23 protein-coding genes and 1 pseudogene are annotated in these 24121 nt (G+C 69.1%); 10 read left to right on the forward strand and 14 right to left on the reverse strand.

Annotation, left to right across the window (positions count from 1 at the left end; genetic code table 11):
* From EEJ42_RS01915 to EEJ42_RS01930, 4 genes are all read right to left on the reverse strand, one after another.
* Positions 1 to 212 (reverse strand): hypothetical protein (locus EEJ42_RS01915; RefSeq protein ID WP_148081810.1); only part of this gene is annotated, 212 nt, incomplete at its 3' end.
* Positions 205 to 1389, reverse strand: a complete 1185-nt coding sequence (locus EEJ42_RS01920) for a hypothetical protein (RefSeq protein WP_123098296.1) — start codon at positions 1387 to 1389, stop codon at positions 205 to 207. The genes EEJ42_RS01920 and EEJ42_RS01915, both read right to left, overlap by 8 nt.
* A 375-nt stretch (positions 1390 to 1764) precedes the next feature.
* Positions 1765 to 3108 carry an NsdA family TPR-like regulatory protein gene (locus EEJ42_RS01925; RefSeq protein WP_184502887.1) on the reverse strand — a complete coding sequence of 448 codons (1344 nt, stop codon included), beginning with the start codon at positions 3106 to 3108 and terminating at the stop codon, positions 1765 to 1767.
* Between the two features lie 25 nt (positions 3109 to 3133).
* The gene (locus EEJ42_RS01930) at positions 3134 to 3592 is read right to left on the reverse strand and encodes a hypothetical protein (RefSeq protein ID WP_123098297.1); all 459 of its coding nucleotides are present in this window, start codon (positions 3590 to 3592) and stop codon (positions 3134 to 3136) included.
* Between the two features lie 63 nt (positions 3593 to 3655).
* On the opposite strand from EEJ42_RS01930, the gene EEJ42_RS01935 reads away from it, so the two are divergent.
* Genes EEJ42_RS01935 through EEJ42_RS01945 form a run of 3 tightly spaced genes read left to right on the forward strand, consistent with a single transcriptional unit; the run spans position 3656 to position 4508 of the window.
* Complete coding sequence (locus EEJ42_RS01935) at positions 3656 to 3901, forward strand: hypothetical protein (RefSeq protein WP_123098298.1); 246 nt, start codon at positions 3656 to 3658, stop codon at positions 3899 to 3901.
* Positions 3898 to 4311: a hypothetical protein gene (locus EEJ42_RS01940; protein ID WP_123098299.1), complete on the forward strand. Its 414-nt coding sequence runs from the start codon at positions 3898 to 3900 to the stop codon at positions 4309 to 4311. The genes EEJ42_RS01935 and EEJ42_RS01940 overlap by 4 nt, the downstream gene beginning before the upstream one ends.
* Positions 4311 to 4508: a hypothetical protein gene (locus tag EEJ42_RS01945; RefSeq protein ID WP_246095960.1), complete on the forward strand. Its 198-nt coding sequence runs from the start codon at positions 4311 to 4313 to the stop codon at positions 4506 to 4508. The genes EEJ42_RS01940 and EEJ42_RS01945 overlap by 1 nt, the downstream gene beginning before the upstream one ends.
* Positions 4509 to 4905: 397 nt before the next feature.
* On the opposite strand, the gene EEJ42_RS01955 is transcribed toward EEJ42_RS01945, so the two are convergent.
* Both EEJ42_RS01955 and EEJ42_RS01960 read right to left on the reverse strand, forming a co-directional pair.
* On the reverse strand, positions 4906 to 6027 hold the full coding sequence (locus tag EEJ42_RS01955) for a competence protein CoiA family protein (protein WP_123098301.1): 1122 nt from the start codon (positions 6025 to 6027) through the stop codon (positions 4906 to 4908).
* A 235-nt stretch (positions 6028 to 6262) separates the two neighbouring features.
* A complete protein-coding gene (locus EEJ42_RS01960; RefSeq protein WP_123098302.1) occupies positions 6263 to 6670 on the reverse strand; it encodes a hypothetical protein in 408 nt (135 codons plus the stop codon).
* A gap of 211 nt (positions 6671 to 6881) precedes the next feature.
* On the opposite strand from EEJ42_RS01960, the pseudogene EEJ42_RS54425 reads away from it, so the two are divergent.
* Both EEJ42_RS54425 and EEJ42_RS52225 read left to right on the forward strand, forming a co-directional pair.
* Positions 6882 to 7208: pseudogene (locus EEJ42_RS54425) on the forward strand (GNAT family N-acetyltransferase); the annotation flags it as partial.
* A gap of 77 nt (positions 7209 to 7285) precedes the next feature.
* Positions 7286 to 7687 carry a hypothetical protein gene (locus tag EEJ42_RS52225; RefSeq protein WP_246095961.1) on the forward strand — a complete coding sequence of 134 codons (402 nt, stop codon included), beginning with the start codon at positions 7286 to 7288 and terminating at the stop codon, positions 7685 to 7687.
* A gap of 79 nt (positions 7688 to 7766) precedes the next feature.
* On the opposite strand, the gene EEJ42_RS01970 is transcribed toward EEJ42_RS52225, so the two are convergent.
* Positions 7767 to 8675, reverse strand: a complete 909-nt coding sequence (locus tag EEJ42_RS01970; RefSeq protein ID WP_246095962.1) for a M48 family metalloprotease — start codon at positions 8673 to 8675, stop codon at positions 7767 to 7769.
* A gap of 599 nt (positions 8676 to 9274) precedes the next feature.
* Between EEJ42_RS01970 and EEJ42_RS01975 the strand changes: the two genes are divergently transcribed.
* The 3 genes from EEJ42_RS01975 (at position 9275) to EEJ42_RS01980 (ending at position 11521) form a co-directional block, all read left to right on the forward strand.
* A complete protein-coding gene (locus tag EEJ42_RS01975) occupies positions 9275 to 9544 on the forward strand; it encodes a hypothetical protein (protein WP_123098304.1) in 270 nt (89 codons plus the stop codon).
* A gap of 546 nt (positions 9545 to 10090) precedes the next feature.
* On the forward strand, positions 10091 to 10936 hold the full coding sequence (locus tag EEJ42_RS50135) for a hypothetical protein (protein WP_148081814.1): 846 nt from the start codon (positions 10091 to 10093) through the stop codon (positions 10934 to 10936).
* Between the two features lie 162 nt (positions 10937 to 11098).
* Positions 11099 to 11521: a hypothetical protein gene (locus EEJ42_RS01980; RefSeq protein ID WP_123098305.1), complete on the forward strand. Its 423-nt coding sequence runs from the start codon at positions 11099 to 11101 to the stop codon at positions 11519 to 11521.
* Between the two features lie 1170 nt (positions 11522 to 12691).
* Here the strand turns inward: EEJ42_RS01980 and EEJ42_RS01985 are convergent.
* From EEJ42_RS01985 to EEJ42_RS02000, 5 genes are all read right to left on the reverse strand, one after another.
* Positions 12692 to 13435, reverse strand: a complete 744-nt coding sequence (locus EEJ42_RS01985; RefSeq protein ID WP_123098306.1) for a DUF6283 family protein — start codon at positions 13433 to 13435, stop codon at positions 12692 to 12694.
* Positions 13436 to 14247: 812 nt separating this feature from the next.
* On the reverse strand, positions 14248 to 15621 hold the full coding sequence (locus tag EEJ42_RS01990; RefSeq protein ID WP_148081815.1) for a hypothetical protein: 1374 nt from the start codon (positions 15619 to 15621) through the stop codon (positions 14248 to 14250).
* 187 nt (positions 15622 to 15808) lie between these two features.
* A complete protein-coding gene (locus tag EEJ42_RS50560) occupies positions 15809 to 15985 on the reverse strand; it encodes a hypothetical protein (protein WP_184502888.1) in 177 nt (58 codons plus the stop codon).
* 94 nt (positions 15986 to 16079) lie between these two features.
* On the reverse strand, positions 16080 to 16442 hold the full coding sequence (locus tag EEJ42_RS50565; protein ID WP_184502889.1) for a hypothetical protein: 363 nt from the start codon (positions 16440 to 16442) through the stop codon (positions 16080 to 16082).
* Between the two features lie 427 nt (positions 16443 to 16869).
* Positions 16870 to 17697 (reverse strand): NsdA family TPR-like regulatory protein, encoded by an 828-nt coding sequence (locus EEJ42_RS02000; protein WP_184502890.1) that lies wholly within the window; start codon positions 17695 to 17697, stop codon positions 16870 to 16872.
* A 652-nt stretch (positions 17698 to 18349) separates the two neighbouring features.
* On the opposite strand from EEJ42_RS02000, the gene EEJ42_RS02005 reads away from it, so the two are divergent.
* Positions 18350 to 19762 carry an amidase gene (locus EEJ42_RS02005; protein WP_184502891.1) on the forward strand — a complete coding sequence of 471 codons (1413 nt, stop codon included), beginning with the start codon at positions 18350 to 18352 and terminating at the stop codon, positions 19760 to 19762.
* Positions 19763 to 20073: 311 nt separating this feature from the next.
* On the opposite strand, the gene EEJ42_RS02010 is transcribed toward EEJ42_RS02005, so the two are convergent.
* Together EEJ42_RS02010 and EEJ42_RS02015 are read right to left on the reverse strand one after the other, a co-directional pair.
* Positions 20074 to 20703 (reverse strand): 2'-5' RNA ligase family protein, encoded by a 630-nt coding sequence (locus EEJ42_RS02010; RefSeq protein ID WP_123098309.1) that lies wholly within the window; start codon positions 20701 to 20703, stop codon positions 20074 to 20076.
* 1008 nt (positions 20704 to 21711) lie between these two features.
* Positions 21712 to 21894, reverse strand: coding sequence for a hypothetical protein (locus EEJ42_RS02015; RefSeq protein WP_148081816.1), 183 nt, complete (start codon positions 21892 to 21894; stop codon positions 21712 to 21714).
* Between the two features lie 611 nt (positions 21895 to 22505).
* Between EEJ42_RS02015 and EEJ42_RS02020 the strand changes: the two genes are divergently transcribed.
* Positions 22506 to 23096 (forward strand): hypothetical protein, encoded by a 591-nt coding sequence (locus EEJ42_RS02020; protein ID WP_123098311.1) that lies wholly within the window; start codon positions 22506 to 22508, stop codon positions 23094 to 23096.
* The last annotated feature ends 1025 nt before the right edge of the window (positions 23097 to 24121 follow it).

A 24121-nucleotide genomic window follows, 5' to 3' on the forward strand; every position in this document is an offset into this window, starting at 1 on the left:
GGGCGGCCGCGGGGTGGTCTCAGGGGCCACCAGGCGTCCATCTGGTCGGTCGGGTAGCGAAGCTGCGGCTCTCCGGGGTTGACCGGTGCGGGTGGGGCGGGCGCCAGGTGGCCTTGCGCCCGCAGGGCGGTGGCCCGGGTGATGGCTCGGGCCACTGTGGAGTGGGCCACCTGGTAGCGGCGGCCCAGTTCGGACACGGTGAGGTCAGGCACGGTCCTCCTGTGTGGTGACGGTGAAGTAGGCGCGCTGCTGGCCGGTGCGGTTGTGGGATCGCTCCCGGGGACCGGCGGTGATCAGGCGGCGGACGCGGTCGACGACGTCGGGGGCGGTGGTGGTGCCTTCGGTGGCGATGTAGTCGTCGTACCAGCCGGGGTGCTGCCAGATGACGCGGTCGTCGCGGGTGAGGGTGAGGGTGCCGCTCGCGAAGCGGGTGACGCCGCGGTGGACGGTGATCTGCCCGGCGCGGTCTTCCTCGGCGATGTAGGTCCAGCCCTCGGTGCGGGGCGCGGTGAGGGCGGTGGCCTGCTCGATCAGGTCGTCGAGCTCGGCGGCGTCCTGCGCTTCGGCCTCGGCCTTCGCGTCCTGCTCCCGCTCGTCGTCCGTCGTCTCGACGACGGCCACGGTGTAGGCGAAGTCCCAGTGGGCTTCGTCGTGGGTCTCGGCGTGCCAGCAGACGGAGGACGCCATCTCGGCGTTGGTGAACCAGACTTTGACGTCGGTGACGATGCCGCGGCGCCCGTCCTCCAGGCGGACAAGACTGCCAGCGGAGCGGGCCGCGTCCTGGGCGGTGGCCTTGTTCATGCGCCGGGTGGAGATCTCACGCAGCTCGGCGGTCTCTCCGGCGGAGGTGCGGCCGGAACGTTCCAGGATCTGTGCGCGGCGGACCTGCGCGGCCTGCTGTGCGGCCTTGGCGGCTGCGGCTTCCTGCGCGGCGGCGTTCTCCCTGCGGGCCTTCTCCTCCGCTTTACGGGCGGCCTGGGCTTCCTCCTGCCAGGACTTCACCATGCCCTGAACCTCGGCGAGGTGCTCGTCGGTGCGCATCGCCCACCAGCCCTTGAGGACGTTGCCGCCGTACACCGCGTTGAGCCGCTCCTTGGCGTGCTCGCGGATCTCGTGCGCGTCGTAGGGGATTTGCACCCAGCGCCCGGCGTCCTTGACGGCCTGGACGGCCGCCTTGCGGTCCATGCTGGCGCGGATGACCTCGATGACAGCGGCCTTCTTCGTGGAGCCGATCCACAGGGCACGCTGCGTGCCGTCCCAGTGGGCGCCGAGGTTGCGCAGGTCAGTGTCCAGCCGGGAGGCGTACGGGCACCTGACGTACAGGCGGGGCCCGCTCTGCCATGCGGTGCTGGTGGGGATACCTGGGTCAAGTTCCTTGATGTTGGCCATGATCGCTCTCCGATGGGTGGTGCCTCGACGGGGCCACCTTTCCATGCACCACCGACAATGCGCACAGAGCTGTGCGGATTCTTCGCAGCGAAAACCGACCCGAGGAGAGCGTTGTCGAGGCGATCCACCACCGGGTCGGCCGCTCCACTATCGCACGAGACCCAAGGGACGGCGGCACGGATGAGACGGCCGCAGAGACGAGGGTGTACCCCCACATCGCGGGGCCCCCGGGGTGGGTCGACCCCGCACAATCGCAGGCCAACAGAGGGACATCACGGAGCAGCCCGGACAGGGCACGGGCCCGGACAGCGGCCGAACGACCCTCCGCGCCAGAGCGCGACACCACTCGGCTGCGGCAGGGGGCGGGTTGTCGTATCAGCTTCCGAGTGCGTCGATGAGATGGTCATCGAGCTCGGCGACGAACTCCTCGCGTCGCCAGGGCCGAAGTTTCTTGCGCGCCTGGCGGAGACGAAGCGCAGGTACACGCCCGCCGGTGCTGGCCGCGGAGTCGATGCATCCGTGCAGGAGCTCAGCAGCCCGCTCTGGCGCATCGAGGCGGATGCACGCCAGAGCCTGGTCGGTTGAGACGATGGCCCGCTGAACTCGCTCGCGCGGCGCTCCCAGGGCCTTTGCGCTACGGGCGAAGCTGTCGTGAGCGGCCGCCGCGTCTCCTACGTACAGCTCGCACAGTCCCTCGAAGCCGCGCAGGTGATCGGCGCTGAAGCTGGTCGGCGAGGGATCGGAGTCAACGGCACGGTCGAGGTCGTACCAGGCGAGCGACAGTGCGGTCTGCGCGTGCCGCTCGGCGTCCGACCGGGCGGCGATCTCGGCCTGCAGCGCATGGGCTCGGGCTCGTACGGGGATGCTGTCGCCCCTGCGGGCTTCGCGTACCGCGGCGTCGACCAGGGCGCGGGCCGCGTCGAGGCCGGGGGGCGAGTACAGCGTGACCAGGGCGTGACTCATGTGAACGACGGCCCGGCGCCATCTGTCCTCGAGCAGTCCTGCCGCGTTTGTTGCGGCCGCGTACAGAGCGCGGGACGCGTGGTCATCGCGGGTCTCGAACGCCAGCCGCCCGGCGAGGGTGTACGCCTGAGCAGCGATCGTGTGCAGCCCGGGCAGCAGCGGCTTGGGGACGCCGCTGGCCAGCAGCCGTTGGCAGGACTCGGTCACGGGGGCGAGCAGCAGTTGCAGGCGGGCGAAGGGGAGCGAGCCTACTTGCGCGTTGACGTCTGCGACTGCCGTCCGCAGTCCGCCGAGGAGTTCGTCGTCGGCGAGTGCCGGATCGGCGAGCGCGGCCGCCATGGACAGCCGGGTGGTAGGCCCCAGCAGAGCGAGCAGGCCGGTGCCGTCGTCGGTGGCCGTGCGGATCAGGAGCGCACGGAGTTCATGCAGATGTGTCTGTCCTGCACCTAGGTGGGCGAGGGCGTCGAGGAGTTCGGCGAAGTCGCTGCCGGGCCCGAGTGTGGTGTGACCGTCACGGGCTCGGGCGTAGAGGTGTGCGAGCAGGAGTTGGTACCGGTCGCTGGGGAGGATGGGGCGCGTCGTGCTCTCCCACCGGGCGACGGAGCGCTGCACGCTCGCTGCGGATGGGTCGAGGGGCTGGCCGAGGTGCGCCGCTGTATCGATGAGCGCCCGCGCGGTGTCGGCCAGGGACCAGCCTCGCGCTTTCCGGAGAGATTTGAGGGCCGCAGCGCCGAGGAGGGCTTCGCACGTGCTCATACCGGCATCATGCCGGTGATCCGCGTCACACGGGCACGATCAGACGTGGTTTCCCCTGTTCGGCACCGTAGTTGAGCGTCTGCCACGTACCTGAGGTACCCTGCGGCCCCGCGAGGGGGAACCCGATCACCATGCCGGAGCGATCGACCATCCACCGGTTTCGGGCGTGGAAGGCCGGGCTGCGCAATTCCGCGGCATGCAGCTCGACGACCTCGGTGATGCGGTCGCGGCTACGGATGATGGCTTGCCGAGCCTCGGCGGGCTGCTCCCGGACGGTGCCGGGCACGACGATGATGATGTGCGCGTTCGTGTTCCCGGCCAGCCACAGCAGGGACAGGCTGTCGACACCATTGGCACCGCCGATGTAGAAGCGGGTCTCGGGGCCCGCGAACGGGCCGAGGTAGCTGGTGAACAACTCGGCGTAGCTGTCAAGGCCGCGATGCCCTGTCGACCGCGTACCGGTGATGGCCACAGCCCGAGTCATGATCCACTCCGTGTCATAGGTTGTCATATCCCGCCGCGTCTGCCGGTGCGGTGACATGGGTGCATGGACGAATCCAGCTATCGCGACCTCGCCGAACGACTGGCAGCCTACGGCCTGTCGATAGTGGCGGAGGGCGCCCACCTGCGTGTGGCCAATCCCCTCAGCGCCACCTTGGCTGAGGAGATCAGCGGTCACGGGGGACGGTATGTCACCGCATGGGGATACGAGCTCGGTGAGCTCGGCGACGAGATCGGCACAGCAGGACGATTGGCGTTCCTCCTCGGCGCGTCTCGGGGAGCGGCGGCATGACAACCACCGTTCCGTGGACACCGCCGCGCGGCAATGACATCGAGCTGGTCAAGGTCGGCCCGCACTGGGACGTCCTGCGCGCCCCCGCTGAGATCGGCGAACGCGCCCTGGGGTTACTCGACGACGCGTCCGGCGCCGTCATCGCCGACTACAGCCTGATGTACTGGCTCATCCCCAGCGGCGACGCCCAGTGCTGCCGGGACCTGCGCAAGGAGATCCATATCCTGGGAGCCGACGGCGCCGAAGTCTCGTACATCGGTGTGCCGCCTGCGGGCCGGACGGAGGGCCCGGGTCTGCACTGGCGCATCCCGGTAGGCCCCGACCGGTACCTCACCGATCTCGAACGACTTTGCGAGGCACTGGCCCGGGTGATCGCCGCCGAGACCGCCGAGGATGCGACGGCCCGGTGATGCCTCAGGTCTGCGCCCGCTGCCAGAACACCACCAGTCAGCCGGTCATCGTCGCCATCGGGCATGGCGCGAGTGCTGGCGGCGGCACCGTCTACGCCTGCCCGGGCAAGTGCGCCGACAGCCCTCCGAAGCAGCCCAACCCGTTTGGCCACGGCACCCTGCTCGCCCGCTACGTCCCCGCCAGGCGGTGGCGATGAGCAGTCGAGGAGACAACGGAACGACGACTCAGATCCTCAGCCCGCAGCAGACTGACGAACAGGGCTTGTTCGCCGCGGCGACCATGCTGGTCGGTGCCTCGGGAGGACTACGGACTGGGCTGGGGCTCCTCCTGCACCGGCAGTCGCACCCTGGCCTCCGGCCCACTACCCGCAGGCACACCCCCGCGATGATGCTGGGCTCCCCGGAACCGCTGTTCGGGCGCTGGCGGCACCGACTGCTGCGCAGCCTGCCGCGCACGGCCGAACCGCTCGCGGACCTGGCACCGGGCGGGGTGGCCCCCGCCTTCCTCGACGTCCTCGGCGACACGCCGGACGAGGGCCTCGGGGCCCGCCACCAGTGGACCGCCAAACACTGGCGCGCAGCTCGCCGACCGCGTCAAACGGGATCTGCGCGCGCTCCTGCCCGGCTTCTAAGTGGGTAGACGGTGCACGGCTGGCCGAGGCAGTCGGTCCAGCCCTCCCCGTCCCGGAAGGCGGGGTGTGTGCCGTAGGGCACCAGGACGTCTGCCAGGGGTCTTGCGCACACCGCGCAGCGCGCCCTGCGCGTACCGGTCCGGCCCGCGGCGCGGGCGCGGGGCGGGGTGATCCGTTGCTCGCCCGCCATGGACAGCTGAGGGCTTCGGGCTGCCTGGGCGGCCAGCTGGTGCCGTCGCCGGTTGTCCTCCTCCGCCTGGGCGCGGGCACTGTCCGCGCGCTGCTGGATCGCACGGTGTTCCTCGGCGAGCTTGTTGGTGAGGTGTTCCGGCCAGACCAGGCCCCGTGCGCTCAGGCCGAGTTCGGCGAGGGGGACCGTTTCCTCATGGACGTCATCGCCCGGGCACGGCGGGTGGTGCAGCGCGAAGACCGTCAGGTCCTCGGCCTCCCACCAGCGGCCGCTGCGCAGGTGGGGATTGCCCCAAACCACACGGACCGTGCGCTCTGCGAGATCCAGGATGCATACCGGGGCCAGTTCGGCGAACAGCACGTGCGGCAGGGCCACGCCGGGGCGCATGATCCAGATGTCCTGGATGCCAGCTGCGGCGTAGTCGCAATGGCGGGCCTGCCAAAGCTGGTCGGCGATCAGGCTGGTTTGGGCCTCCAGAGCCAGGCGCGATCCGTCCGCCAGACGCACGTGGACATCGGCGCGGCGTTCGCGGGTAGGGGTCCACTGCTCCTGGCGGACCTCGGCGACGTTCGGCAGTGAGCGTGCCCAGCGTTCCAGGAGCAGCTTCGCCTCCAGGTGCCAGAGGGTCTCGGGGTGGTGGCCGCCGGGTGGGGCCATGCCCGATGGATGAGCGAAGTGGAAGCGCCGGCTGCCGCCGGTCCTGCCCTTGGGTACCAGCGGCACGCGGGTGCCCTCCGCGATGCCGTCCAGGCCGCTGAAGCAGGCCGCGCACACCACGCGCTCGCGGTAGCCGTAGCCGAGCTGACGCCACTGGCCCATCGGCCGCTCATCGATGTGGACTTCCCGCCCGGTCTCCAGATCGAGGCCGACGACCAGCAGCTCGTCCGATGCCATATGTGCCCCTCCCCAAGGTGGCGGTCCCTGCTGCGGCAGTGTTCGCCATCGATGGGCCCGCACACGCTGGGCCGGGGAGCACGTTCCGCCATACGGGAGGGTGAACCGGCCAGCCTCGTCCGGCGTCCCACCGGCCGGACTGGCCTGGCGCCAGGGCGGTGGGATCCCAGCGGGTCGCGAGCCGCATGGCAGGAACGACCGCCAGCTCGGGGGCATGCAGCCCGGATGCCGCATCTCACGTCGACGTCCGGATTGCAGGTTTTCGGATTTGGGTCGTCCGGGCGATCGTCTCGGTCATGCAGCTGTACCGTTGCCAATTACGCTCCTCGCACCTGAGCGCGGCACGAAGGGGAATAGTATTGCGGGCCGCCCGGTCCAGTTCGGTCCTCTCCTCTCGCCCGGCGGCCTCCCAGACCGCTTCGGCGAGGCGGGCGGTCTCCAGGGCGGGCCGGTCGGCCAGCATGAGCGGCACCAGGGCCCGGGCCCGCGTCCACCACTCCTCGTCGCGTGCCGGTGCGGGCAGCCGGTGGGCGGTCAGGTGCGCGGCGAGGAGCCGGGTATGGAGTCTGCCGTCGGCAGCGGCGATCTTCTTCCACTGGCCGGTGCGCTCGGCTAGGGGGACACCGGTCTCGGAAGCGGGCACCCCGCCGACGGGTCCGACCCCTTCCGCAGCCTGCCGGAGTCGGCTGTCGGCGTGCTCGGCGTCGGCGGTGGCCCGGCCGGGCGCTGGATGCGGCCGCTGTCGGCCCCGCCGCCGCGGCCAGGCGTAGCCCTCGCGTCACGATGGCCGAAGCGGACGTCGTCGGCCGACCGAGCCGACCCGCGCGGTGCCACCGGCTGCCAGTCTGTTCCTCATGGATTTCGTCGATGTCGCTCTGGACAGTGTCTGGCCCGCCGAACTGCGTACCGACCGGCTGCTCCTGCGACCGATCGTCCCCGAAGACGGGAGCCTTGTCCGCGAGCTGCTGACCGACGAGCGGGTCCGGGCCTATCTGGGTGGTCCCGTCTCGTACGAGCGCGTCGCCGCCCGGCAGGCCGCATACCCGGAGACGGCTGGCGCCTGGGCCGTCGTACGCGTCGCCGATGGCCGGGCGGTCGGTCTGGCAGGCATCGGCCCCGACCCTCGGTGCGAGGGCCGCGCCGAGGTCTCCTACCTGTTGCTCCCCTTCGCCTGGGGAAGCGGCCTGGGCCACCATTACGGGAGGCGGTCGGCGCGATCGTCAGCTGGTGGGCAGCGGCTGTGCCCGGCGGCGGCCCTGTGGTCGCTGTCACTCATGCGGCGAACGCCCGCTCGCGCCGCCTGCTGGAGTCCGTCGGCATGGTGCTTGTCGAGGAGTACGACGAACACGGTGCCCGGCAGTGCCTGTACACCCCTGGTGGCAAGGACGACTCCGGCCTGCGCTGGTTCCGTCTGATCGCCGCACGCCTGGACGAGGTGGAACGACGCCGTGGCGCACAGGCCCGCGCCACCGCAGCGGGCCAGCTCCTTTCGGAGAACCTGACGGCTCTCACCGCCGACGAACTGGCCCACCTGTGCCCTGTCCATCACGGGGCCTACGGGCGTATCTGCGCCCACGCAGCAGGCCACACTCCGGCACTCCACCTGGGCCGGGCCCCCGACGGCGCGTGGATCGCCTGGCTGACCGGGCACGGGATATGACGCCCCGTCCGGGCCGACGTGGGCGCGCTCCTTTGTGTCTCGACGGCGGGTGCCCGTGCCGCGTCCGGTCGGCTGGGCCTCATGCTGCGCGCGTGGGGGCCTGTCCGTCGGCGCCGGACAGGGTCATGAGGGGGTGGGGTCCAGAAGAAGAGGGGGCGTTCGTGCGGCTGGCCCACCACATCCGCAGGCCGTAGGGAGGATGGGTGGATGCCGAACGCAGGCCGTGTCGCAGACGTACCCGCCGCGGGTGCTCGCCCAGCAGCGCGGTGTGGCGCCCCCACACGGCGATGACCGCGTCGCGGCCGCAGATGCGCACCGCACGGGCATCACAGGCCAGTTCGCTCCACCAGGACCACCCGATGTACAGCAGTCGGAGTGCCACCCCTGCCAGGATGGCCAGGGGCAGCGGCAGCCACGCGGCCGCCAGGACCGTCAGGAGCACCCCGGTGGCCTGGACGACGGTCGAGCGCTGGTTGTCGCGGCGCAGGATGTGACCGAGCTCGTGCTCGAGGACGACGGGCAGATGCTCGGTGTCCTCCGGCCCGAACCAGTGGCTGCCCAGCCACATATGGGCACGGCGCCCATCGTGCAGGGACGCAGCCTCGTTGCCGTTGCCGTCCTGGTCCCAGCCGTCGACGAATGCGATGGTCAGCTGGTGGAGTCGGTGCTTGCGGGCTACGGCGTGCAGGTACCTCTCGGTGCTTCGCATCCGCTGCACGAGGGTGCTGTAGAGGGGGCTGGGGTCGCGTGGGGGCCTGGATCTCAGGAGTCGGTTCCAGGTGTGGTGCTGGGCCCGGAAGCCTTCGGTGACCAGGGCACGAAGGGCGCTGGCAGAGTGCAGTGCCCAGGCCCAGCTGGCGATCACGGCCATGGGAAGGGCGTCGAGCCCCAGGTGCGTGCCGCTCTCCCGCCGCGTGATGACCGCGGTCATCACCATCCAGCCGACGACGAAGTGGCTCCAGTAGCGCTGGCGTATCCACCGCAGCATCGGTGTCACTTCCCTGCGCGGGCGGGCGGCGCCGTCACGGTCGTGGGCGCGTTCATCAAGATCAGCACAGTGTGCGTCATCGTTTCCCTACTTGCTGGTCCCATTCGGCCGACTTCCGCCTAGGGGCGTGCGTGGCGCGCGGTGAGGCGGTGGCCGGGAGCGTCCTGCTCGGAAGCTGGCAGTCTTCGCGACCGGTCCGCTGAATAGTGCCGCTCGGACGCGACGTCCCGCCCTGCGGTCCGGAGCGTGCAAAGCGGGTGCGGAATCGTCCCGCGAGACGGGACGAGGGGGCGTCCTCGTCATCCAGGCCCTTTGGCCATGTGTCCGCAGGAGGTCCATCCCGGTGAGCCGCGCGGTCCCTCTTCTGCTCTCGCTGTTCGCGACGTTGATGCTGCTGGTCGCCGCCGCCAGTACGGCACGCGCGTTCTGGCTTGCGCAGTCGTCTACGTACGAGGCGCGTGAGGCCCGGCAGCGGGCGGTGTCGCGATGGGTGGGCGCGCTGCTTGTCGCAGGGGGTGTCCTGGTCGTGCAGGCACGGCTGTCCGCCGGCGGCGGAGATGGCGTCGGGCCATGGCTCGGCGTCGATACCGTGGCGTGCTGTGGGGCTCGTGGCGGCTGGCCTGACCGCCGCCGTGGTGGTGTTGGGCGTCCTCGCGGTGGGCGTACGGGCGGGTCTGCGCCGAGGCGACCGCGACCGCGCGGCACGGGGGCGCATCGCGTCGGCTGCGGCTCGCCACGACACGGTGCTCGAGCAGTACGGGGCGCACCTTGTGGACTTCGTGGGGGCGCTGGAGCGTCCCGCACTGAACGATCCGTCCGTCGCCGAGACCGAGCGGTTCGACCGGGCCCGGATCGACGCCCGGATGTAAGGGCAGTATGCGGACCGCGCCTGGCTGCCGGGCCCGGCCGCCAACGCGCCGTAGCCCCCGGCCGTTGGACGGCCCGTTCCGTAGATGAAGCCAAACGCGGCGGTGGCGTCTCGGCGGCATGTCCAGTCCGTCAGGCTCAGGCGGGGTGGAGAGGTAGCGATTGAGACCCTGATTCCTCAGGGTGGAACACGTTGAACCATTTTTTTTCGCCACGCGGGATTTTTCCCACGAGGTAGCCGCACGGCGGCAATATGCCGTCACTATGGGGTATCAATCCGTAGATCCAACACGTTCCAAAGAGACGACCTACGCCGCGACCAGTAACACTCTCCTCCCGCTCCCCCAAGTGTCTGCCTCGCTGCGCTTCTTCCATCATCACCAGTGCCTCCAGTTGGGGTATTCATGAACAGGCGCCCTATCCAAATAGACCCCGAGCACGGGTTCAAGCTGGCGAGGTACGCGCTTCAAGCTTGTGAAAGACTCGTGGCTTCCGCTCAGCTGACTGGCTCATTGGCCCTGCATGCACACAACGTCCTGACTCGCACCATGGCTGATGTCAATCTGTCCACGCCATATTCGTTTACGCCTTCATCCATGCTTCCGGAGATCGCTCGTCAAGTACATGGAGACGACTTCGAAGTGCTGCAACTGCACCCGCACTCATCCACGCATGTAGAACTCACGGCTAGGGATCCGGACGGTAGCGACATTCGGCTGACCATGACACAGATGCCCCAGTCGCAGCAGTCCAAGGTGGTCGAGGGCATTCCGGTAGCCGGAGAGGTCGACTGCCTCAACCGGACACTTCAGGCACTTCGCAGCAGGAAAGAAGCGAAAGACTACATCGACGTGGCCGCCCTTGAGAGAAGCTTCACACCGGCCCGGTTCGACGAAATTACCACGGATCTTCTGGCCGCCGAGGCTCGACGTGCCGGGGTAGAGCCCCATAAGCCGCACCTAGCTCTTTACAACAGTCTGGCCATGGTAATTCGCAAATCTCGAGAGGATCTGCAAGCCCTCGATCCTCAGGGATGGGCGGCGGAAGACGTCTCGTCCCGCGTGATTGAGATGACGGCCCGGGTTCTCGCAAATGCCCCAGAACCTCCTTTGGAACCCGGGCAACAGCCACCGCGGGCTCTGCTCCAGGCGAGCCATGCGGAGCTATCCGCCCTCCGGCTCGCCCTGGTGGTGGCACAGTTTGACAGTCGTTTCTCCAAGGGTGAAGTGACCTTGCCGCCTCATTGGGGCCGCCTTGCTGAGTTCGTCGGCAAGCTCTCGCAGAAGCAGCTTGAACCCGAGTCCACTCGCGTCGGGGCAGAGCTGGCCCGTCGGTCAAATCCTCAACCTCCCTTGGCTCCGGCGACACGCCCGCAAGGTCCCTCTCCTCGCTGACCGGGACATCGTCCTCGACACCGGCTGGATCGGGGAACCAACACAGGCAGCCGCTGGTGGAGACCCGGACAGTACGGCGACGCGACGTTCCCTCTACCCTGTGCTGACTCCTGTCCCACCAACTCCCGTCGCTGCCGGCCTTGACCTTAAGGAGCCTGGTTCATGTCCCCGCCCGAGGCCTACGATCTTGAGCGTCTTCACGAGGGAAGCGGCCAACTCATCGAAGCGCTCCCCGACGACCTTCCTGCCGACATTGCAGCAGCTCTGCGCTCCCCTGGTGTCGCCGACTGGCTGCGGGCCCGTCACTTTCAGGCAGTCACCGATTGGGAAGATCTCCAAGGACCCGACGACGGAGTGATCAGCGTGCCGCAGGAGTTCCTCGGCGCGCCCTTGCCTGCTGAAGTCACAGTGCGCGATGCGCAGCAACTCCTGCTGCTGTATCAGCGGGTGCTGTTGAAGGGAACCGTAGATCAGCAGCGGCAACTTCTTCACCCACAACTGCTGGTCACTCTCTGGCCAGCCCTCAGCGACGATCTGCCGGAACCGGTGGTGAGCGTGTGGGAGCAACGCTTCCCCCTAGCCTGACAGCCTCTCCGTGACAGTGGAACCGACGCCGGAGACGGAGGCTGAGGAGTGGTGCACGGCAGCGTCGAGCGGATCGACAGCGCTGAACGTGCTGGCCCGCCGCCTGGAGCCGCTGCTGATCGGGACCCGCCCCGCCGAAGCCGACGAGCGCCTGCCCAGGGCAGCGGTCAGCGGGGTCCAGGGCAGCTCGGCACGATCGTCGATGCCACCGGCCCGAGTCCACCGGGCGGAAGGCCGGGGCGCGGCGGTCCTCACATCTGGGTGGTATAGACGGCGGCCAGGAGCTTGTCGGCGAGCTCGTCCGCTATGGCAGCTCCGGTGGCGCCAGGTATGAGACCGGCGAACATCTCCCGCGCAGTCGCCCGGGCCCGCTCGCGCGCCTGTGATGTCCAGAATGTTCGGCAGGCGGGCGTGGGCCGCTGGCTGGTCGAGGGCGGCCTGGGCCGTCGTACGGGCCTCGCTGATCTGCTGGGCGAGGCACAGCAGGTGCGCGCGGACGGGCAGGCGGGCGGCGGCGTCCCAGGAGGCGATCGTGCGGGCAGCCGCGGCGACGACGCCGCTGGCGGCGCCACGGCATCCAGCGGGCCGCATCTACGGTGTCCCCCTGTTCGCCGTGCGCCGTTTCTGGACTGCCCCCTTTGCCCGTGCACGGGTGGCGGGCGCCTGTTCCTCGCGGTCGGGCGCTGCGGCGGGAGATCCGGGGGCATCTATGTGCGGCCGGGGCCCTGGGGGCGGTGCTGCTGGTGCACGGCGGCCTGCTCCTGGCCGTGGTCATGGGCGGCCGGGCGGGACCTGATTGCGCGCACGAGGACCTCCCGCAATCACATCACCAGCATCACGGCCGACATCGGAATTACCTTCGAGGTCAGTGACATCGTGGATGCAGTGGAACGCAACCTGCCGACCGGATACCCGGCACCGGCCATCAGCGACCTCACTCGCCGCCAAATCATCGAGAAGATCGTACACAAGCTCGTCAACGACGAGCTGTAAGCCATATTTCCGAGACGCCCCCACAGTCAGCCCGCGGAAAAATACGGAGCGTAGCAACTCTCGGCACTCTGCAGAGTCTCACCTCGATGTTCTGCGATTTCTCCTCTCATGTCGCGTTGGTCTTTCGCCGGGCATCCGCCATGCGTCTCCCGCGTCATTCATCCCGTGTAGAAGTACTCAGGGGGCCTGGGGCTCGGGGAGCTCCTGGGATGCGCAGATTTCGATCAGGGAGACGAATTCGTCCTGCTCGGCGCTGCCGTGGAGCGGTGCGAGGGCGGGGTCGGCCGGGTCAACCCCGTTGGCGATCGCCATCTGTGCGTAGTCGTCGTACAGCTCCACCCCCTCGGGGAGGACGGGCATGTGCAGGCGACCGGCCCGCAGCAGCTCTTGGGCCTCAGCGTTCCCGGCGGCGCCACGCAGCATCCAGCCCGCACAGATCGAGGGGGCCCCGGGGGTGGAGGAGTGACAGACGAAATGACGGTCGCTACCGGGGTAGGAGGTCCGCGCGGACAGCCGGAATGCCTCGGCAGGGAACGTACCGGTCGCCGCATCACGCCGCCACGGGCACCTCTCCGTGCCCGCACATGGCGCAGGCTTTGCATCCGATGCGATGCTGCTGTCAGGTCGCTCCGCGGACACCACGCCCCAGACGTCGTCGGCGGGCCTGGTGTAGATGATGGCAGGCCGCTCACCGGGCGCGCAGACGTCCCGGGACATGAAGTCGGCCTCCTCCGCAGGGGGCAGGGGAAGTGCCTTGCCCGCGGCCAGGGCCGCGTTGAGCTGCTCGAGGAATTCCTCCAGCGTGCTGTTGCGCTCGCGGGCTAACTCCGTCAGCCGGGCCCTGACACGCCGATCGTGCTCTGTGTCGGAGCCGAAGAGGTGCTCGCCTTCGGGGAGCGAATTGGCCTCTACGGCTGTCATGTCGGGAGACCTCCTGAGGTCGGACGGGCCTGGCGGGCGGTGACCTGAGGATGCCACATGCGGAGGATGGAACGCCGGGACGTGCGGCGCCGGAGGCTGGTCACCGATTCTTCTCCGCTGGGCCAGAAGGCCCCTTGCCGGTGAAGGCGTTGGTCGGCGCGGTGTGCGGGGCGACGTCGTGTCCGAGTGCGGCGGCGATGGACCGGCATGCCTCAACGGCAGCTCGCGGAGGTGCGCGGGGCTGCGGAGAAGCGCTCATCCCGCACGACCTGATCAACGCGCAACTTCTGCTGTACCAAGCCGGGCAGGCTGGGAAAACCGCCCCCGTCACAACAAGCGGTAGAACTCGTACTCTGCGCTACCAGCAGCCTGGCGATCGCGGTGCGCGTCGCCTCCTGGGGGACTTGCGCGACTGCAGAGACGGGGAATTATGAACCTAATCCTGATGTCCCTTTTGTGGCGGTCGCCGTCCCGACCGTGACCGCAGTAGCGGGCGCGGCCACGGTCGTCGGAGCTGTTGGCGCTTCCGACCGTCGTGCGGATGCTGTGCGACCGTGTTTGGCTCTTGGCCGCGGCCGCGGTGCTGGGGACGGCGCCGCTATATGTGAACATCGCCCTCTGCACCACTCCCGCCTGCCGCAGCAACGCTTTCTCTATCTGGCGGCCGCGCCCCTGACCGGGCTGCTCGGGCTCAGCGGCGGCAGCTCCTCGCAGGGCTTGCGCTCTCCCGTCGTCCCGCCAGGGCACGTGGCCCGGGTCGGTTCACGCCGCGCCCCTGTGGGTCCGTGCGGTCTTCCGGGGCAGCGGAGGGGTCAGCCGGTACATGCGGCTCTCAGCTGGGCACGGGTGTAGGTGGTCGAACCGGCTCGCGGAGCGTCGCGAAACAGTTCCAACAGCCGCTGGGGAGGCTGGGGCGCGTGCGGTTCCATAGCCGGTGCGGAGATGTCGTCCAGGAGCCGCTCTACCAACTGGGCCAGGGTGCGACTGCCGGTGCAGGAGGAGCCCCAGCCCAGTCCGTAGTCCTCCCGCTCTGGGGCGAACCACAGCGTGCCGTCCTCGGTGCGGATCCAGCAGGCATTGTCGCTGAGGATGAGGGCGGCGAGCCGGGAGTGGGTGGGCAGGCGTTGGAGCGTGTAGGTGTGCACATCTCCCGGGCGGCCGAGACGGTGAAGTGCTGGGACACCGGTGACCGGGTCGTGCAGGAGTACCTCGGCCTCTCGGCCGCTGGGGGGATCCAGCAGTTCCTTCTCCAGGACGGTCGGGGCCTGGCTCCGGTCGACTCCGATCAGGCGCTCTGTCCACTCGTGGGCGGTCTGGCAGACCGTGGGGCGGGCCGTCACCGAGGCGCCGGTGTGCCAGTCCCTGCTGGCTCCCCACCGCTGGGCGACGTCGGCGACGCGGTAGGCGAGCTGATCGCGGCGTGCCGTGATGGCCAGCCATCCGGCCCGGCGCACCATCTCCGGCAGTTCCTGATCCTCCGCGCGGCGCAGCTCGGTCGGCACTGCGCCCAGGACCAGGTGGGCGCCGTCGCCGCCGTCTGCCGCGTTCTTGTGCAGTTCGCCGATGTGACGGGTGACCGCGGCGTGGTCACGGCCGCGGATCTGCCGGGCCAGATGCCAGCACAGCTGGGCAGCTGGTGAGCCGTCGGGTTCGTCCGCGGCAAGTTCGGTCAGCGCCGTGACGGGGTTGGTCACATGGCAGGCCGGGACCACCGCGGGCGGGGCGCCCGGCCGCCAGGAGGCGATGGCGTCGCGGTCCCGTAGTGCTGCGAACCAGTACGGCGGCGGGTGTCCCAGTACGGCGGCCAGTTGCTGCCAGGTCGTGTCGTACTGGTCCGGCTGTCCGCCCTGCCCACCGACGATGTCCTGGGCGACCAGCTGGGGCACGTAAGGGTGGACTGTCTGGGGCGCCGATTGAGCCAGCACCACACATGCGTACCGGTCAGCGAGACCGCTACCGTGCCGCCGGTGCAGGGCGCTGACCACTGCACGGACACTGCCGTTGCCATCGTGCAGCGAGTGCGCCAGCCCCACTCCGCCCTGGCTGGTCGTCCACCGCAGAACAACATAGCCGTCGGCGGTTTCCGCCTGGTCGAAGAACGTCACCCGGCCCGCGACAGCCTGCGACAGCCACGTCACCTCACCGCTGTCGCCCCCTGCTGTGTTGCGCCGGTCCAACAACCCCACATTTCCTCCCCGAACGATCAGAGTCGCTTCCTCGCCCGGCCGAATCCGGGCATCCCGCGTCGGCTTGCAGCATGTCCTGGTTCTCATCTGACCACGCATGACCGACGGCCCGGAGGGGTGTCCACGATGGTGAGCCGCGTACACGGTGACCTCAGCGGCAACGACTGGGAGCGTGGAAACGGCTGGGCTAGGTCAGGGAGACAGACTGCGCATTCTCCTCGGTCCCGTCGCCGTCGAGGCGGGTGACGAGGGTGCGGGTCCGGGGCAGGTCACCAGCATGCTGCTTGGTGCACGTCTTGGCGAACCAGGGTCGGAACGTGGAGGAGTTCCAGTTGGATACTGGCGCCGCAGGTGGCTCAGGCATCCGGCGTGGGAGAACCGCGCTCCAGCTGGGCGGAGCTGCGGTCGGGGGAAGCCGCGGATGACACGCCAGCCTGGCGTTGCAGACGGTGCGGTGGTCAGGGGGCGATGGGTTGGCAGGGGGCAGTCCAGTTTGCGTGAGTGGTCTGGGTCCAGCCGTGGTCGGTCCTGGTGTCATCGCGGGCGGCGACCTCGACGACGAAGCCGTGTTCCTCGAGGACCTGTACGGCCTCTTCCCGGGGAAGAACCGGTACTTCACCGCTGACGGCAATCAGATAGCGGCCGGGGTCGTCAGGATGTGCAGTGGCGAAGTGCTCAGCCGGGCCGAGGTCGATGTTCGGCCCCGCAGCCATGTCTTGGGCCGGGCCGATGACTGACATCGTCCATCGCCCGCGGAACACACCGACCTCGGCACGATACAGGGAGGGCAGATCTCTGTGGTCGGGATGGGCTTCGGGCACCAGAGGCTCCTCTTTGACAGTGGGCGCCACAGCGCCAGCCGAGCATGGCATGACGACCGTAACGTGAAGGGCCGACAACGCCCTCGCCGTGGCGGAGTTGTATGACCGGCACGACTCCCGGGACAGCAGCGGCGACCGCGCCAGCACGGCCGTCACGCCTCGGTATCCCCGCTCCGCACGCCACGTTCCGGACCGGGCCCTCTCACCTGATGTCAACACGTCCAGGCACCGGCCAGCCTGATCCGGCCTGTTGGCTCCAGGGGCGCGGGACTCGGTTGCGCGTCTCGGACGAGTGGTTGGCCGGGCGTTCGCAGCGCTGGGGCGGCGTGCAGAGGAGTGCACGAGCGGCGCCACGGCGCCGGGCTGGCTCGGTTCCCAGCGGCGCGCCAGGTCACCGAACTGGCCCCAGCGCATGCGTCGGCACTGGTCAGGCTGCGAGTGCTTGCCGCAACTGCTGGACGGCGGTTTCGCGGTGGTGCTGGGCCGGGATGGACCGGTAGAGGTCCAGGGCGCGTGTGTGGGTAAGGCCAGTGCGGTAGGCGGTGGGGAGAGCGGCAAAGGCGGTGGCGGCGCTCCGGCATGCCTGGTCGGTGTCGCCGTTTTGGTGGAGGCAGGCGGCGGCGTCGATCGTCAGGAGCGTGCGGGTGAGGGTGCTGGTGGGGGCGGACAGGGCCAGGGCGTGTGCCTGGCTCTCCTGGGCCCGCCTGGTGTCGCCGAGGGCGGTGAGCGCGTGGCTGAGGTGGACGTGGTGTTTTTGCTCGCTGTGTCCGAACCAGGTGTCGGCGTGCTGGCCAGGATCGAGGCGTTCCATGAGGCGGTCTGCTTGGGCCAGGGCGGCGCGTGCCTGGTCGGTCTGGCCGGACAGGGCGTAGGCGCGGGCGGCGACGGCGGCAGCCAGGGTGGCGGCCGGGGTGGGTGTGCTGCCGGCGGTGTGTCGGGCCTGTTCGGCGAGTTGGGCCGCGGCGAGGGGGGCACCGTAGTTGAGCGGAACCATAGCCTCCCGGCCGAGCAGCCAGGCGTGCAGCTGTTGGTCCCCAGACTCGGCGGCCGCCCGGGTGGCGGTCTGGGACCATTCGCGGGATTCCTTGCGGCCGCCCATATCGTGGAGCACGATCGCGGCCATGCCGGCCAGCTGTCCGGCTGCCCGGCACAGCCGGGTGCGCGTGGACACCGGTTGGGGCAGCTCCAGCAGAGGGCTGATCACGGCAGCCGAAGGGTGCCTGATCGCCAACCGGTTCTTCTCCCTCGCGGTCATCGTGGCCTCCGCCGACGTGGGGGTGGCTACCGTCTGAGGAGCCCGCCAGACAGGCCGGGGTGCCGCATAGCAGCCACCCTGCCGGCTACGTCCACCACCACTCGCTCGGCGCAGCAGGGATGCTGGCTCTGTGGCGTCCTCCGTACTACCCCGGCGGCTGACCAGTTCGAGCAGGGCGGCAGGGCCTCGGCACCGTCCAGGATGTGCTGGGCGAAGGTGTAGCGGACGGTAACGGAGGCGGCAGGAGCGGGGCACCGCTCGGACGCTGCCGTTGCCATCACGCAGCGAGTGCGCCAGTCCCACCCCGCCCTCGTCGATCGTCCACCGCAGCGCCGCATCGTCGTCGACGAACTCCACCTGGCCAAAGGCCGTCTTCCGGCGCGCGGCCACCTTCAACAGCCGCTGCGCGTCCGTGCTGTCATCCCCTGCCGAAGTGCGCCGGTCTGGCAACCCCATCCCCCTCCCCGGACCATCCAGGCGCGGTCCCGCCCAGGCCCGGGCATCGCGCGCCAACGTCCGGCACGTCCTCGCTCTCAAGGGCCAACGCCGTCTTGTCACGGGGAGTTGTGAACAGCCAGACTGCCCACTTCCAAGCCTCCTCACCAAGCAGTCGAGATGCCATTTCTGCAATCGTTGACTAGTTGGAGCAATAATGAACCCTTTTCAGTCGGCCATTGGTCTGGCGGCAGCGGTGCGCAAACGGATTCTGAGCCCGGTCGAGATTGCCGACGCCTACCTCCAGAGGGTCAACGATTACAATGCGGCTATCAACGCAATCGTCCGGCTTGACGACGAAGCCGTACGCGCAGCTGCCCGCAAGGCGGAGCAGGACGTCGTCGACGGGGCGGACCTCCCTCCATTCCACGGGGTGCCGCTCCCGGTCAAGGACTCCGCACAGGTGGCGGGACAGCCCGCCACCTATGGGGCGCGCGGCGTGTCGAATGCTCCACGGAAATTGACCGAGCCCGTGATCTCCCGGGTCCTGGATGCCGGGTTCCTGCTGTTCGGCCGGACCAATACCCCCGAAATGACGCTGTTGTCCGCTACCGACAACAATCGCTATGGCCATACACGCAACCCCTGGAATCTCGAGTACACCCCAGGCGGGTCCAGCGGCGGTGCGGCGGCGGCTGTAGCCGCCGGCCTGGCGCCGGTGGCCCACGGCAACGACGGTGGCGGATCGATCCGAATGCCGTCTTCAGCCTGTGGTCTGCTCGGCCTCAAACCCAGCCGGGGGCGCGTCCCCAATCATGTGCCCACCTGGGACCACGCCGTTGTCGAGGGCGCCATTACTCGCACGACCAGGGACGCTGCGGCCCTCTTGGATGTCATGTCGGTCCCTGACCGGCTGGCCATGTACCAGGCTCCAACTCCAGAGCGTCCGTACACCGAGGAAGTCGGCCGCGACAGCGGTCAGTTGCGGATCGGCCTGCTGTTGAACGCGCCAACGGGGGTCCCGGTGGCACCGGAGTGTGTCGCGGCTGCTGAGCACACTGGTCGGCTATTGGAGTCCCTGGGGCACAAGGTGTTCCCGGCCGCGCCGAAGTTCTTCAGCCCCGAAGCGTTCATGGGGTTCGCGACCACCATTCTGGACGCTGCGCAGTGGGCTGCTCCCTACGACGACCCGGCCGTTGCTGAGCCTCATCTGCGGTACCGGATGCGGCAGGCCGAGACGCGCCATTCTGGCTTGTATGTCAAGGCATCCCAGCGCCTGATGGAGGAATCGAGGGAAGTTCGCGCCCAGTGGGGGCGGGATTTTGATGTATTGCTCACGCCCACTATGGCCTGCCCGCCGCCGCCGGTTGGTCACTGCCTGGCGGAGAACAACGCACATCCTGACGGCCCGAGGCTGGTGGAAACGCAGATGATCTCCTTTACGTCTGTCTGCAACATCACGGGCTTGCCCGCGGTGACCGTTCCGACGTACACGTCCGCCGCCGGACTCCCCATCGGCAGTCAGTTGATCGGTGGGCCGTGGGACGAGGCCGCACTCATCCGTCTCTCCTACGCCTTGGAGGATGTCGATGGCTGGACCCATCGTCACCCCCCGGGGTTCGACATCTGACCACAGCCTTGCTCATCAGGACATGCACGTATGCGTCCTGAACGCGGCAACGGATTGTCGCCGGGGAGACGGGCTGGGCGGTGCCCACGGCCCAGTCGCCGTGGAAGAGACAGACGACGAGAGCGGCATGGGGCTGGCCAGGTCACCGGCGCGCTGCCGGTTGCGCGCCTTGGCATGCCAGGACCTCGGGCTTTGCCCCGTTCGTCGTCGACGGCAGCCCCCTCCCCTCCCGGGCGGTGGGAGCATGACATCGCGTTCATGCGTTGGCCGCTGGAGCAGCAGACCCGGCTGCCCGGGCTGATCTGTCTGTGTCAGCCTCCGAGTGGAATCTCCGCGAGGGTCTGCCAGGTGATGATCTTGGCCTTGCTGTCGGCGGTGACGTCGACGAGGTGCACGCTGTCGATGTGCAGGGAGGCATGACCTGGTCGGACGCCGCGAAGGAGGCGCTGAGCTTCGTCGGAGTCTGCTTCTGCGTGAGCGTACGAGATCGTGAGGTGTTGGATGCCCCAGGGATACTGAACGGCTTCCTCGCCGCGGACGGCCCGGATGGCGTCGCGGACACGGCGGTGGAGGGAGGCGAGCTCCTCGTCTGGGTGGAGGTCCGCGATCACTCCGTACTGCGAGGAAAGCAGCGAGCCGACCGTGATGTCGAAGGGCTCGACGTCGCCCAGCGCCTTGGTGAGCTCGACGGTCAGCATGTCGCGTTCGCGCTGAGTGATCCGCGAGGCTGGTTCGTCCGTGATTTGGTCGAGGGTGATGTGGAACCAGGGGTCTTGTACGTGGCTGAGCGGAAAATCCCGAAGCACATCCCAAGCACCGCGAACGAGTTCAGCGACCTCGGGATGCTGCGCGAGATCTACAGTGATGTAAACGTGCAGAAGGGACGGAGAGCGCTCCTTGTCCCACACGGCCTGCCCTCGCCGGAAAGTGAACGGCTCCATAACCAAAGGGTGTTGTGATCCCTCACAGGGTCGATAGGGCTGTTCATCATAGGCGCACCGGCGAGGACCTCGCCTACGAGCAGGTCTTCGACACCGCGGTCCGGCAGACTGCCACGCATCTGGCCTTCCGCCTCCTGCCGCTAACCGATCAGGACCTGCCGCTGCACGACGTGAAGGCCACCTGGGTACAGTTCGTCGACTCGCCCGGCATCAAAGTGAAGCTGGCCGGAATGTCCTGGCGAGCCCCGCAGCGTCCCTGGGTCACCCACACCCCGCCGGTGGACGCCGCCATCGCCCCGACGTACCAGCTGGACGCCAGCCCCGAATACCGGGCCCGCTACAGCGAACTCGGCGACCTGCTCCCCGGGCAAACACTGCGCCGCACCGAGGGCGCCTCACCGTACCGCGGGACGCGAGGCAGAGATCCGCGCCATGGCGGACAGACTCCAGCAAGGCGTCGCGCGGCGGGCAGCCGACCGCGGCCTCCGGGCCTCCGACGCCCGCGGACCACCAAGAGGCACACCAGCAGCATCCCCAGCAGTCGCCGCGCATCTGGTAGGACGAGCGAGGCCCGGTGGCGGCAGTCAGGCAGCCGCTTCACGCCGATGGGCACAGATTGCGCACCGGCATCGGCCGGTCTCGGTGTGCTCGGCCAGCGCCCGGCACAGCGGGCAGTCACACACCACCACCACGGGCTGGCCACGTCGGTGGTCCCCTATTGCAGTGGACGGCCACGCGCCGGGACGGTGCCCCAAGGCGCGGCTGCTATCCCACACCTGCCCGGGACGTTGCGCATTCTCCGGGCAGGTGATCCGAGACCGCAGAAACGCGGGCAGGACGCCTCCCTGTCGCATGGCCGTGATGTCGGCTGTGGTGAAGTCGCGGTCCGGCGCTTCCCCAATCGTCACGGCCGTCTCCGGCAGACTGCGGGCGCTGGGCGCGAGAACCGTCCGGGCGCAGAGCGTGGCCCACCGGAATCGAGACGAGCACGGAGGCGCCGTGTCGCGATCACGCCGCCCCCAGGGCCAGGTCATCGGCGAACTGCGCCATGTGCAGGCGGCCGGTGACCGCGACGTCCCACCCGGACAGACCGGGCCACGTCCGCACGATGAAGTCCAGCGCAACGCCCCGGCTGGGCTTGCGGCTTTGACGGTGGCCGGTCGGCCAGCGGCCGTAAAGCTGAGAATTCATGCACGACAGGACACCCACCCCAAGGGGTGAATCGGGTGCTCTGCCCTGACCGTTCCCCCTGGCGGGAACACAGACCGCACTATTGCCCGCTGGATTCCGCACTGCGGACACGCCGCCGCTCCACAGCCAGGGCACGCGACTGTCTACTCCGAAGAGGATGCGGCCCGCGACCGTGCCAGCCGCTCGCCCGGCGACGAGTTCGCTGACGATCCACAGGTTTGAGGAATACGTGGATGAAAAGTCAGCCCTCAGTCCGAGAGGCGGACGATGCGGTGTGTTTCCTGGAGAAGCCGGAAGACCTGGGTGTCGCCGGTGGATTTGTCCGGGTGCCAGCATGCCGCGGACTGGCTGACCTGCCGTCGCGTCGAGGCCGGCCAACCCTCTGAACAAGATGCGGCCGCGGCTGGCCGTCGGGCTGCCGGGGCTGCCCTTCCTCCTGGCCGCAGTTGGCGTCCGGCCGCCGGCTCGCCGCAGCGGGTCACCCGGGATCATCGCCGTCGGTCGCCAGCTCGGCGAACGGTGAGCGGATGCCGACGAAGGCTGCTGCCGATTGCGCGGCCCGTGCCGGGGCGACTAGCGTTCCACTGGTTTAAATACCCGAGGAGCCCTACATGCCGACTGTCAATCCCCTGGGCCACCTCATGGGACAGGCGGCTGTCCTGCTGGAACATGCGGGAGATCTTCCACGCCTGTGCGTGGGCCTCCGCGCCGGCGACAATGCAGTGCAGCTAAAGAGCCTAGGACATGAGCCTCTGAGCGTCCACCGTGGAGCGATCGACCGTATCGCCGAGCTCCTTGGTGCACAGGCGTCGATGCATCAGGTGGTAGAGCAAACCTACGCCTACAGCGTCCAAGGCGAATGGGAGAGCATAACGGTTCAAGCGATGGCTCTGACGCCGAACGGGCGCCACCCGGCAGTGCCCAGGGCCCGCAGCACCACGACTGCGGACACCGTTGCTCTGCTGCGCGATCTACGCTCCTGGGCGTCAGCGCTCGACCTCACCCAGGCCCGGAAGCTAGACATCCTTGATTCCGGTGCCGCGCTTGAGGTGATGCTCCATATCGACAGCCCCGGGAACCGAGAAGGAGCTGCACAGGAGCTGGCCGGTAGCCTGCCGAACCAGCTCGATCGTTGGCAGCACGGCTCCGGGGGCCAGGCACTCCTCCCCACGGGCCACACGCTGATCATCCATACTCTCTAGCCTGCAGCGGACCGCCGCCCAAGACGGATACGACAGCGCTGGCCTGGTCGATGGTCTTCCCCGCCCGCCTGGATTCCGTATCCCCTCCGTGCGCCTGCGGCGCGCTGGGCATCCGCCCGGTTCTGGCCGGGAGTTGACGCCATGACCAGGTCCTTCCCGAAGATCTCCCCGCGCGGCTTGGAGGGTTTGAGCATCGCGCTGCCCGCCCTGGCCGAGATCCGGATCGCCCTGACTGGCGGTCGCGGCACCGCGAAGTTCCACGTGCCGCCGTCCGACCTGCGCCGGTACCACCACAGCGCCTGCCAGCACTCCAAACCCGCCGCCGGGGCCGCCACCTATCCGCTGTTGGAGGTGTTCGACCGGATCTGCAAGCGGTGCGCCATCGTCCTGCCGTCCGCCTCCGACGCGCTGTGGCGGGCGGCCGCGTTCGCAGCCGCCCGCCGCGACGTCCTGNCGACCGGATCTGCAAGCGGTGCGCCATCGTCCTGCCGTCCGCCTCCGACGCGCTGTGGCGGGCGGCCGCGTTCGCAGCCGCCCGCCGCGACGTCCTGGACCGGGCGCTGGCCGACCGCGAACCGCGAACCTGGCTCGGCTACGCCCGCAACGCCGCCCGGCACGAACCCGGCGACGATGAGCAGGTCGAGCAGTGGCTTCAGCAGGCCCGCGCGGATACCGCGCTCGCCAGTGACGCCGACATGCTCGCCGACGCCTGGCGCCAGCTCGCGGCCGACCACCGCACCTTTCTGGATGCCTACGCCGCCGACTGCCCCGAGGCCGAGGCATACAACGGGGCCCGCGACGCGGTGCGCCGCTCGGCCAACTCCACACGCGCTGACCGGCACCCCCATGGAGAGATTCCCTGGCCGGCCTGTGGGAGCTGCTGGACTGGGCGACCAGCGGCCTGCCGGGCCCCTGGCCCGCGTTCCGGAAGCGGTTCGTCCGCCCGGGCGAGGCTGGCCGCGGCACTCAGGCCGCCGCCAGCCTCGCCCACGTCATCGAACAACCGTCCGGCCGCCACCATCACC

It is taken from the genome of Streptomyces botrytidirepellens (genome assembly GCF_003721215.1).
GTDB lineage: Bacteria > Actinomycetota > Actinomycetes > Streptomycetales > Streptomycetaceae > Streptomyces > Streptomyces himastatinicus.

Coding starts and splice junctions, on each gene's coding strand:
- EEJ42_RS02020 (WP_123098311.1), top strand. CDS start 22,506: ATGCCGACTGTCAATCCCCTGGGCCACCTCATGGGACAGGCGGCTGTC.
- EEJ42_RS01985 (WP_123098306.1), bottom strand. CDS start 13,435: ATGACAGCCGTAGAGGCCAATTCGCTCCCCGAAGGCGAGCACCTCTTC.
- EEJ42_RS50560 (WP_184502888.1), bottom strand. CDS start 15,985: ATGCCTGAGCCACCTGCGGCGCCAGTATCCAACTGGAACTCCTCCACG.
- EEJ42_RS02000 (WP_184502890.1), bottom strand. CDS start 17,697: ATGACCGCGAGGGAGAAGAACCGGTTGGCGATCAGGCACCCTTCGGCT.
- EEJ42_RS01945 (WP_246095960.1), top strand. CDS start 4,311: ATGCCTCAGGTCTGCGCCCGCTGCCAGAACACCACCAGTCAGCCGGTC.
- EEJ42_RS02015 (WP_148081816.1), bottom strand. CDS start 21,894: ATGAATTCTCAGCTTTACGGCCGCTGGCCGACCGGCCACCGTCAAAGC.
- EEJ42_RS01955 (WP_123098301.1), bottom strand. CDS start 6,027: ATGGCATCGGACGAGCTGCTGGTCGTCGGCCTCGATCTGGAGACCGGG.
- EEJ42_RS01935 (WP_123098298.1), top strand. CDS start 3,656: ATGGACGAATCCAGCTATCGCGACCTCGCCGAACGACTGGCAGCCTAC.
- EEJ42_RS01920 (WP_123098296.1), bottom strand. CDS start 1,389: ATGGCCAACATCAAGGAACTTGACCCAGGTATCCCCACCAGCACCGCA.
- EEJ42_RS50135 (WP_148081814.1), top strand. CDS start 10,091: ATGGCTGATGTCAATCTGTCCACGCCATATTCGTTTACGCCTTCATCC.
- EEJ42_RS01970 (WP_246095962.1), bottom strand. CDS start 8,675: ATGCTGCGGTGGATACGCCAGCGCTACTGGAGCCACTTCGTCGTCGGC.
- EEJ42_RS02005 (WP_184502891.1), top strand. CDS start 18,350: ATGAACCCTTTTCAGTCGGCCATTGGTCTGGCGGCAGCGGTGCGCAAA.
- EEJ42_RS01940 (WP_123098299.1), top strand. CDS start 3,898: ATGACAACCACCGTTCCGTGGACACCGCCGCGCGGCAATGACATCGAG.
- EEJ42_RS02010 (WP_123098309.1), bottom strand. CDS start 20,703: ATGGAGCCGTTCACTTTCCGGCGAGGGCAGGCCGTGTGGGACAAGGAG.
- EEJ42_RS01980 (WP_123098305.1), top strand. CDS start 11,099: ATGTCCCCGCCCGAGGCCTACGATCTTGAGCGTCTTCACGAGGGAAGC.
- EEJ42_RS01930 (WP_123098297.1), bottom strand. CDS start 3,592: ATGACTCGGGCTGTGGCCATCACCGGTACGCGGTCGACAGGGCATCGC.
- EEJ42_RS01925 (WP_184502887.1), bottom strand. CDS start 3,108: ATGAGCACGTGCGAAGCCCTCCTCGGCGCTGCGGCCCTCAAATCTCTC.